8 protein-coding genes are annotated in these 9,267 nt (G+C 62.7%); 2 read left to right on the plus strand and 6 right to left on the minus strand.

Going from position 1 to position 9,267, the window contains the following annotated elements; genetic code table 11:
* Positions 1–90: 90 nt before the first annotated feature.
* Positions 91–312: a hypothetical protein gene (locus V7116_RS15870; protein ID WP_324392927.1), complete on the minus strand. Its 222-nt coding sequence runs from the start codon at positions 310–312 to the stop codon at positions 91–93.
* Between the two features lie 82 nt (positions 313–394).
* A complete protein-coding gene (locus V7116_RS15875) occupies positions 395–586 on the minus strand; it encodes a hypothetical protein (RefSeq protein WP_324392928.1) in 192 nt (63 codons plus the stop codon).
* 184 nt (positions 587–770) lie between these two features.
* Between V7116_RS15875 and V7116_RS15880 the strand changes: the two genes are divergently transcribed.
* Positions 771–1,727 (plus strand): tyrosine-type recombinase/integrase, encoded by a 957-nt coding sequence (locus V7116_RS15880; RefSeq protein ID WP_324392929.1) that lies wholly within the window; start codon positions 771–773, stop codon positions 1,725–1,727.
* A 149-nt stretch (positions 1,728–1,876) separates the two neighbouring features.
* On the opposite strand, the gene V7116_RS15885 is transcribed toward V7116_RS15880, so the two are convergent.
* The 4 genes from V7116_RS15885 to polA form a co-directional block, all read right to left on the minus strand.
* Positions 1,877–3,646: a peptide ABC transporter substrate-binding protein gene (locus tag V7116_RS15885; protein ID WP_324392930.1), complete on the minus strand. Its 1,770-nt coding sequence runs from the start codon at positions 3,644–3,646 to the stop codon at positions 1,877–1,879.
* A 537-nt stretch (positions 3,647–4,183) separates the two neighbouring features.
* Positions 4,184–4,783 carry a DJ-1/PfpI family protein gene (locus tag V7116_RS15890; RefSeq protein ID WP_324392931.1) on the minus strand — a complete coding sequence of 200 codons (600 nt, stop codon included), beginning with the start codon at positions 4,781–4,783 and terminating at the stop codon, positions 4,184–4,186.
* A 292-nt stretch (positions 4,784–5,075) separates the two neighbouring features.
* Positions 5,076–5,384, minus strand: a complete 309-nt coding sequence (locus V7116_RS15895) for a hypothetical protein (protein WP_324392932.1) — start codon at positions 5,382–5,384, stop codon at positions 5,076–5,078.
* Positions 5,385–5,555: 171 nt separating this feature from the next.
* Positions 5,556–8,399 carry a DNA polymerase I gene (gene polA / locus V7116_RS15900; protein ID WP_324392933.1) on the minus strand — a complete coding sequence of 948 codons (2,844 nt, stop codon included), beginning with the start codon at positions 8,397–8,399 and terminating at the stop codon, positions 5,556–5,558.
* A gap of 225 nt (positions 8,400–8,624) precedes the next feature.
* On the opposite strand from polA, the gene V7116_RS15905 reads away from it, so the two are divergent.
* A partial coding sequence (locus tag V7116_RS15905) for a hypothetical protein (protein WP_324392934.1) occupies positions 8,625–9,267 on the plus strand: 643 nt, incomplete at its 3' end.

Consider the following 9,267-nt stretch of genomic DNA (forward strand, 5'->3'; position numbering starts at 1 on the left):
GTGACAGCCGGCTGTCCTGCACCGTTGCCCGCCGCACTGAAAAGTACGGTTGTGCCGCAGAGCGTGGTGCCCTGATAATCGTCCGTTCGGTCATGGGTGTGTGTGCTCTTTAGGAGACTCCGCGCGGACGGGTTGCGGCTCCAGGGCCTTGCGCGCCTCCATCAGGTGATGATGCGCATCGGCCAGGTGCTCGGCGACGTCCGTGCCGCCGCGCTGGTCGATGGCGTCCAACCAACTCACATAGAGCTGATCGCTGATGATCTGCAGGTCGCGGCGCAAATCCGGCGTGGGTGATGTGGGTCCAGGAATCATTCGTCCTCCTCGCTTGGCGGCGTAAGCCAGGTCCATATGGCCAGGCCGACGGCGATCAGCGCCGCGGCCACGAACAGGGCGGTCACAGGACCTCAGCCAGTGCGACGATCAGGAGCATCGCCGCGGCCAGGGTCAGCACCAGGCTGATCTCAAGCGCCCAGCTCGTGCGCGGGGTGGCACGCCGGGCGACCATCGCCTGGCGCTTGCGGGTGGCGCTGCGGTAGTCGCTGGTCGCGCCGATCGGTGTGTGCGGGCGGTAAGGTCCGTGATTCATGGCCGTGCTCCTTCTAGTCACTAACGGTCACTCTTAGGAGTCACCACTAAAAATGAGCGCCTAAGAGCTAGAACAACCGTGCTACACTGTGCAAGACTCGCACGGTGTGCCGATTCGTTGTACCCTCTCCATACTCTCGGCTCTCGCGTGCGGCGCTGACCTGCACACGTGAAAGGGGGCCTCAATGTCAGCACCCGGGCTGGATGCCACTATCCGGCGTTACCTGCAGCACTACTCGAACGACAAAACGAGGGAACATGCCAGTTATGCGCTGCGCGCGCTGCCCGCCGTGCTGGGGGAGGCGACGCCGCTCGACGCCATCACGCCGGACGACCTCGACGACTGGAACGACCGGCTGAGCGATCAGGGCTACGCGCCTTCGACGCTCGCCACCCGCCGCCGCCACGTCAAGGCGTTTTTTAACTGGTGCGTGAAGCGCGAGCTGCTCGACCGCAGCCCGGCGCGCTTCCTGGACGTCCGGGAGCCGCGGCGCAGCCTGGTCAACAAGGCCATGCCGGAAGCGGTCCTGCGTGACGTCCTGCAGCTCGCCCGGCGGCACCCGTACCGCATGCTGGCCGTGCGCAACACGGCGATCCTGGTCCTGATGGCCACCTACGGCGCGCGCGTGGGCGACGTCGCGCGGTTGGTCACCGGTGGCGTGCTGTTCGATCGCGAGCTGCTGGTCCTGAAGGTGAAGGGGTCGAAGGAGGTCGAGCTGCCGCTCATGGCCGAGGTCGAGCAGGTCCTGCAGCTCTGGTGGGCGATGCGGGCAGGCCTGCACCCCGCGCCAGGCCACGATACGCTGTTCGTGTCCACGCAGGGGCGGGGTGGGGAGCGCTGGCCGCCGTTGAGTACGGCGGCGATCCGGGCGCTGGTCGAGCGTCTAAGCCAGGAGGTCTGCGGCACCGCGTACGGACCGCATTCGATCCGCCACTGGCGCGGCCAGAGCCTCGCCGACAGCGGTACAGCGCCGACGGTCGTGCAGCACGTACTCGGGCACGGCGACGTCCAGACAACGCTGCGGTTTTATTACAACCAGGATATGGAGCGGGTTGCGCAGGCGCTGGAGGCACACCAGCCGCCCGCGCCGGAGGAGGAACCACCGAAACCGAAGATCATCCCGTTCCGGCGTATAGTTTAGAACACTTGTGCGGTATACGGGTAGTATAGCACAATGAGTGAGGATGCGCCGTCAGCGTGACAAAGGTCCTCCCGGCGGCGCGGGCCCCAAAACAAAACCGGCGGTGCTGGTCAGCACCGCCGGAATGGACCAGTGAAAATACTGCGTCGTTACGAAGCCGAACGCGCCTCGAGCTGAGCAGCCTGGTCGATGGTGCGCCAGTCGTAGTGCGCGCCACCGATAACACCGTCGGTGTCCAGCGGACCGGTCACCCACGGCTTGGTGAGCTGGTAGACCGTACGCATGTAGAGCGGCAGGATCGGGAATTCGCCCTCAGGACCGAAGGCCATTTCCTCGATGCGGTAGTACAGCTCTGCGCGGACAGCCTGATCGGATTCCTGAGCCGCCTGCGAGATCAGGTCGTCGATCTCGGTGCAGGGACGCTTCACGCTGTTTTCAGCTTCGCAGGCCAGCAGGCCGGCGTCGAAGACCCAGTTGTTGGCGTCAGGATAGTCGGGGCCCCAGCCGAGCGTCCACATGTTGGGACGATCTTCCGTGGGGGTGTCGGGGTCGGTGGATTCGAGCAGAACCGAGAATTCCTGTTCTTCGATGGTGAAGACGCTCGGGTCGCAGCCCAGTTCGCGCTCAACCGATGCGGCCAGGAATTCGGCCCAGGTGCCAGCGCCCTGGTAGGTCACGATCTCGATGTTCGGGAAGCCTTCGCAGCTCGGGTAGCCAGCGGCCTCGATTTCGGCCTTGGCGTACTCAGGATCGTAGCCGACACCCACTTCGTTGATGGGCGGCGCGCCAACCATGCCGGGCGGGGTCAGGTGGATCATCGGGACACCACGGCCCTGGACGATCTCCTGGATGAAGGCATTGCGGTCAACCGACGCGGAGAACGCGCGGCGAGCGTGAACGTCACCGAACGGTTCCTTGTCATAGCCGAACGCGAAGTAGTACACCACCAGGTCGGAAACCTGGCTCAGCTGGTCCTGGTAATCGGGATCGCTGAGGATCGACTGCACTTCAGCAGCCGGCACGCCAGAGCGGTCCACCTGATTGTCCTGGTACAGAGCAAGCGTCGTACCGGCGTCTTCCACGATGGTGACGATCACGCGTTCCACGTTACCGGGGCCGCGCAGATCTTCGGGGATGTACGGGTTGCTGACGTACACACGACGGACACCACGCACCCACTCGTCCATGACGAAGGGGCCATTGGTGGTCAGGTTACCGAGCTCGGTCCAGTCGTCACCAAATTCCTGGATGATTTCCTGGGGAACCGGGCGCAGCATCCACATGGTGGTCATGCTGAAGAAGAAGCCAGCGGGGAACAGCAGGTGAACGGCCAGGGTCGTGTCGTCGAGGGCTTCAACCTGAACGAGGTCGTAGTCCGCATCGGTCACTTCGCTGATGTCCTTGCTGTGCATGTCGCCGCAGCCAGCGATCACGGACGCAGCCACCGCGCCGTACAGGTCCGCAATACGCGGGTCGCACGCACGCTGCATACCGTAAACGAAGTCCTGGGCGGTCACATTGCGCACTACTTCACCTTCGTCGCTAACCGGGTCCCAACGCACCCACGGCACGTCGTCACGCAGGTGGAAGGTCCAGGTCAGACCGTCTTCGCTGGTTTCCCAGCTCGTGGCCAGCTCGGGGTTGATGTTGCCGGGCGTGGTCGGGTCAGAGTCGGTCAGGCCCAGGAACAGGTTTTCGATCGCGGTGATCGACACTTCGTCGGTGGCACGGGCCGGGTCCAGCGAGCTGATCTGCGCGCCGTCGGTCACGTAGTAGGTCACCGGCTCGGCTGCCTGCATGACACTGGTGAGGGTGAAGTCGGCATCGCTGGCGAGGGCAAATCCGGTCGGCACGAGCGCCATAACCATGCTCATAATAACGAGAATGGCGGGCAGTGCCTGCTTTGTGGTTTTAAGCATTCTTCGCTCCTCCTAGAGCTTGTCAGATCCACAAGTCGATTGGGGATACTTTCTGTCCTGACCGGCCACGTCGCCCCGGCAAGCGTGGTCAGACAGTGTTGGCTCGGTGCGCCTCCTTCCGGCTACAAACTTCCGCGAACAGCCTTAAAGAAAAAAGTGAGTATTGGCTCCTAAAAAATAAGTTGGGCGTGTGCTCAAAAAACAGTGCGCGCGCAGACGAGCCTCACAAACCGGCAACACGCATGCGCGCTAGTGACAAACTGATAGGGTTGGTACGTATAGTTGGATAGAACTGGATCAGGTTGCAGTTGTGTCTATGCATAACGCCGCTCGTGAACCGTTCCAGTCAGGCGAAAAGTAGCTGGGCATGAAAGAAACCGGCTACCTAAATCTTATATAACACGCTCAACCATTTTGCAAGTGGTCGAGTTTGTTCATTTTGTTGAACTTTCCCGACTACCACAAACGTGGTTGCTCTGCTGATATTACTCACAACCTCTGCAATTGGTTCGATGCAGGCTGGATTTTGGTTTACGTCTACTGCTCGACCGGTTCCCAAACGTATTCCATGTGAGATGCTGTTTCGCGCGCGGTGGCGACCCCCAACAGCCGCTGCACGACGTACAGCGCCGCGTCAAGCCCCGCCGTAATGCCCGCCGAGGTGATGACCTGACCGTTGTCCACGTAGCGCTGACCGTCCACGACGGTGCACTGCGGCGCAATCGCCGCCAGCTCTTCGAGCGCGCCGTGGTGGGTGGTGGCGCTCAGGCCGTCGAGCAGGCCCGTCGCGCCCAGCAGCAGCGCCCCGGTACAAATCGACAGCACGATCTCGGCGTTTTTGGCCTGCTGGCGGATGAAGTTGACCATCAGCGGGTTCTTGCGCTCGTGGCGCGCGCCCAGACCGCCGGGGATGATCAGAATGTCGGCCTGGATGGCATCCGCAAACGTGTAGTAGGGCGTGATCCACAGACCGCTGCGCGTGGTGATGGCTGGCGACCTACGTTCGGCGACGGTGGTAACGGCAAACGGAACCAAGCCGGTGGCACGCTGACCGGTGATGGCAAACACCTCCATTGGACCGCAGAAGTCCAGGGTGTCGACGTCGTCAAATAAGGTGACCAGAACATTTCTAGCCATAAGTTTAGTGTCTCTCTTGCCCTCTAAAGGTTGTATGACAACCGTCATTATACCCGCTGCCGGCGCTGATGCTCGTTTCAGAGGGGAATCGCCGGATTTGGGTGAACCTCATTATTATAATGATATTCCCTTCGGGGCGCGATTGGTATTTTGAAGCGGAGGGAATCACGATCTGCTCGCAGGACAAGAGACGCGGAACGCCGGAACGGGCGCTCTCCTGCGAGGGGAGGGATATGGCCGGATGTGGACGCGGGGGCCGGGAAGCCTGGGGCCGCCCCCGCCGGGATGCCGGTTATTCGAGCGCGCCAAGAGCCTCGACGTGCAGCGCGGGTTCCTGATGCGATTCGCGCAGGCCCTCGGTGAAGATCAGCACTTTGTGATCGATGTGGTCGCCGTTTTGCAGAATGACGTGCTCCACGTTCACCACACGCAGATAAACGGGCGGGAAGCTGTCGTCGTTGCAGCTCATCGGGTTGATGACATCCCCGACGCCGATCCGCTGGAACGGCATGCTGCTGGCGAACGATGCGGCGATAGCGCGCTGGCTATCCGGCTCGTAGATTTCAAGATGATAGGCAATGGGCAGCAGTAAGGCAGCCATGATTGTCAGTACATCCCCCCGGAACGGTATCTGTGAGCGCTGGGGCCGATTTGATGCGCCCCTATTGCATCCATCATTACACCGCTGTGCGATTTTCGCAACCGTCACACGCGATGCCTTCGCGTGCGACGGGGAGGACCTGAACAAAAATTTACACTTCACATGGCCGGTTTACGGTTTATAGGGCGTCATCTCGGCCCAGTTTTGGCCGATGCGAGCGTCGGCGCGCAGGGGCGCGTCGAGCTTGAAGGCCGATTCCATCACGTCGATCACCAGCGGCGCAACGCGATCCATTTCCTCGTCGGGCCCTTCGAGCACCAATTCGTCGTGCACCTGCAAGATCATCTTAGATTGGTAGCCGCCGTCCTTCAGGGCTTTTGAAAGGTTGATCATCGCGATCTTGATGATGTCCGCCGCCGTGCCCTGCACCGGCATGTTGATCGCTTCGCGCTCGGCGCGCTGGTAGGCAGGCGTACGGGAGGGTTTGCCGCCCCGGTCTTGCAGGATGGGGAAGTAGCGCCGCCGCCCCAGCAGCGTCTCGACGTAGCCGCGCTGGCGGGCCTGTTCGAGCGAGCCGTCGAGGTAGGTGCGCACGCCGGGGAACTGGTGGAAATAGTTGGAGATGAAATCTTCGGCTTCGGCCAGGGTTAGCTGGCTGTCGCGGGCGAGGCGGAACGCGCCCATGCCGTACATCAGGCCGAAGTTGACCGACTTGGCGAAGCTGCGCTGCTCGTAGGTGACGGCGTCGAGCGGCACGTTATAGACCGCCGCCGCCGTCGCGCGGTGGATGTCTACGCCGTGGCGGAAGGCGTCGAGCAGGGCTTCGTCCTGGCTGTAGTGCGCCAGAATGCGCAACTCGACCTGGCTGTAGTCCACCCCCAACAGGCTGCACCCTTCCGGCGTGATGAAAGCGTGCCGCACGCGGCGGCCTTCCTCGGTGCGGACGGGGATATTTTGCAGGTTCGGATCGATCGACGAAACGCGCCCGGTGGCCGTGCCGGTCTGGTTGAAGTGGGTGTGCACGCGCCCGGTGCGCGGGTTGATCAGGCTGGGCAGGGCGTCCACGTAGGTGCTTTGCAGCTTGCTCAGCTCGCGCCACGCGAGGATCTTTTCGACGATGGGATGCGCGTCGCGTAGGGAGTCGAGCACGTCGGCGGCGGTGCTGAGGCCGTGCGTGGTCTTGCGCAGGCCCTCGGTGGGCAGCTTGAGGCGGTCGAACAGGATCTCGTTGAGCTGCTTGGGGCTGCCGATGTTGAAGGGACCCTCGCTGAGCGTGTAAATGTCGTCCGCGATGGTCGCCAGCCGCGCGCCCAGGTCTTTGCTGAGGGCGTTCAGGTAGTCCACGTCGAGCAGGACGCCTTCCATCTCCATATCCGCGATGACGGGCACGAGCGGCATTTCGATCTCGCTGAACAGCTTCCAGGCGTTGCGCTCTTCAAGCTCCGGCTTGAGCAGCTCGACCAGCCGGTGAGTCAGCACGGCGTCGGCGGCGGCATAGGGCGCAGCGCGCTCGACGGGCACGCGGTCCATCGTGATCTGGTTTTTGCCGGAGCCGATCAACTCGCTGATTTCGGTCATGCGCACGCCGGTCCGCACCCAGGCGAGGTTCTTCAGGCCGAGATTGCGGCTGGTGGGGTCGCAGACCCATTCCGCGATCATGGTGTCGAAGGTGATGGGCCGCACGTCGATGCCGTAGCGGCGCATGACGACCAGATCGTAGGAGGCGTTGTGTGCGTATTTGGGAATGTCCGGGCTGGTCATGGCGGGCCGGATCGCATCCATCACCTGCTGGAGCGGAAGCTGGCGCGGCGTGTAGCCTTCGACCAGATCCGGTTGCGTGACTTCGGTGGAATAGGGCGCGTTGGTCGGGATGTGGCCGACCGGGATGTAGTAGCCTTCACCGCCATCGACTGACAGGGAGATGCCGACCAGATCGCCCACCATGCGGTCGATGGAGGTCGTTTCCACGTCGAAGGTGATCGCTTCCGCCGCGTCGAGGCGTTCCACGAGCAGCGCGAGCTTTTCCTCGTCGTCCACGATGGCGAAGGGGACCGGGGCTTCTTCGGGCGCAGGCTCGGCCTTGGGCGCTTCGGCCACCTCGAACATCGACAACTGCTGGACGCCGCCGGTGGTTTCGGTCCGCACGGGCGCGCCGGGCAGACGGTCGATCAGCGAGCGGAATTCGAGTTCGCGGAACAGGGCTTCCACGGTGGCGTACTCGTAATCGTGCGCGACACATTCCGGCAGACGGATGGTTACGGGGACGTCGGTGCGGATGCGCGCCAGCTCACGCGAGAGGAACGCCATCTCGCGCCCGGCTTCGAGCTTGTCGTGGGTCGCGCCTTTGATCTCGTCCAGGTGCTCGTAGAGGTTCGCCACGGATCCGTAGGCTTTGATCAGGTTCTGCGCGCCCTTTGGCCCGATGCCCTTGACGCCGGGGATGTTGTCGGAGTTGTCGCCCATCAGGCCCTTGAGTTCGACCAACTGCGGCGGCTCAAGACCGTCGTATTCCTCGCGGAAGCGGTCCAGATCGAACACCTGCGCGTCACCCTGGCGCTTGCCGGGAAGCTGCACGCTGGTGCAGTCGGTGATCAGTTGGAGCAGGTCGCGGTCCCCGGTGATGATACGCACCGCGCAGCCGTCGCCCTCCGCCTGGGGCGCGATGGAGCCGAGCACGTCGTCGGCCTCGTAGCCGTCCAATTCCAGGATCGGGATGTTGAACGACTGGATCAGCTCGCGGATGCGGTCCATCTGCGTGCGCATCTCGTCGGGCATCTTCTCGCGCGTGCCCTTGTATTCCTCGAACAGCTCATCGCGGCCCGACATGCCCTTGTCGAACGCCACCGCGAGGTATTTGGGGTGCTCGTTGAGGATGTCGATCAGCGTGCGCGCGAAGCCGTATACGGCATTGGTCGGTTCCCCGCTGCGCGTGCTGAAGGTTTCGATGGGCAGGGCAAAGAACTGGCGATAGGCGAGGGCGTGGCCGTCGATCAGGACGAGAACAGGGCGATCCATGGCGCGATCCTTTTCCGTAGAAGTTGAACGGATGTGCGTAGAGTATACCACTGCCGCCCCTGTACGACGATGGGCGAGTGCGCTTTTTGAGGGGTGAATTTATTCATTTACATGTATTTTATTGACTGGCATATTAATTAAACCATATACTTTAAGAATAGATCGCACCAGTCTATAAGACTGAGATTACATCGCAGCCCCGTTTTACGAAGGAGCAGTTGTGTCATGAAGGTTTTTCCACGCCTTGCCCTCGCTTTCGCTTTGATCGTCACACTCGCCCAGTTCGCTCCCAGCCCGCGCCAACACGTATCCGCCCAGGGGGATGAGTCCACACTGATCCCCGATACGCCGACCATCATTACGCTGACGGCGGGCCAGCCCGTCACACGCACGTTCGAGGTGTCGCAGGGCAGCGCGTTCGCGCTGCGGCTAACGCGGCTGACCGATTTCCCGTTTTCCGCCGTGCTGCTGGAACCGGGCGGCGCGACCGTGCCGTTGAGTCCCGGCCCGGATGGGAATGTCGCCTATGACAGCGGCGCGGATCTGCCCGCAGGCCCGTATACGCTGCTGGTGCAGTCTGCCGTGGGCGGCGATATGCTGGCGCAGCTCAGCTTCCAGACCGCCGCGCCGGAGCCGCTGGCCTTCGGGCTGACGGTGGTCGATCTGACGGACGCCGAGCACCGGTACGCGCTTGCCCCGCCGCCCGAGCTGCCCGATCCGACCGAGCTGATCATCGACACGCTACCGTACGATATGCTCGCGCCGCTGACGCTGCCCGCCGTCATGGTGCTGGACGTGGAGACGGGCGAAACGGTGTTTTCGACGGTGGGCGGGCGCGTGCCGCGCATGACTGCAATCCTGCCGCCGG

Source organism: Aggregatilinea sp. (genome assembly GCF_036822615.1).
Lineage (GTDB): Bacteria > Chloroflexota > Anaerolineae > Aggregatilineales > Aggregatilineaceae > Aggregatilinea.

Bases quoted from the DNA above. Each gene is read 5' to 3' on its own strand.
- V7116_RS15870 (WP_324392927.1), bottom strand. From the start codon at position 312: ATGATTCCTGGACCCACATCACCCACGCCGGATTTGCGCCGCGACCTG.
- V7116_RS15890 (WP_324392931.1), bottom strand. From the start codon at position 4,783: ATGGCTAGAAATGTTCTGGTCACCTTATTTGACGACGTCGACACCCTG.
- V7116_RS15880 (WP_324392929.1), top strand. From the start codon at position 771: ATGTCAGCACCCGGGCTGGATGCCACTATCCGGCGTTACCTGCAGCAC.
- V7116_RS15895 (WP_324392932.1), bottom strand. From the start codon at position 5,384: ATGGCTGCCTTACTGCTGCCCATTGCCTATCATCTTGAAATCTACGAG.
- polA (WP_324392933.1), bottom strand. From the start codon at position 8,399: ATGGATCGCCCTGTTCTCGTCCTGATCGACGGCCACGCCCTCGCCTAT.
- V7116_RS15885 (WP_324392930.1), bottom strand. From the start codon at position 3,646: ATGCTTAAAACCACAAAGCAGGCACTGCCCGCCATTCTCGTTATTATG.
- V7116_RS15875 (WP_324392928.1), bottom strand. From the start codon at position 586: ATGAATCACGGACCTTACCGCCCGCACACACCGATCGGCGCGACCAGC.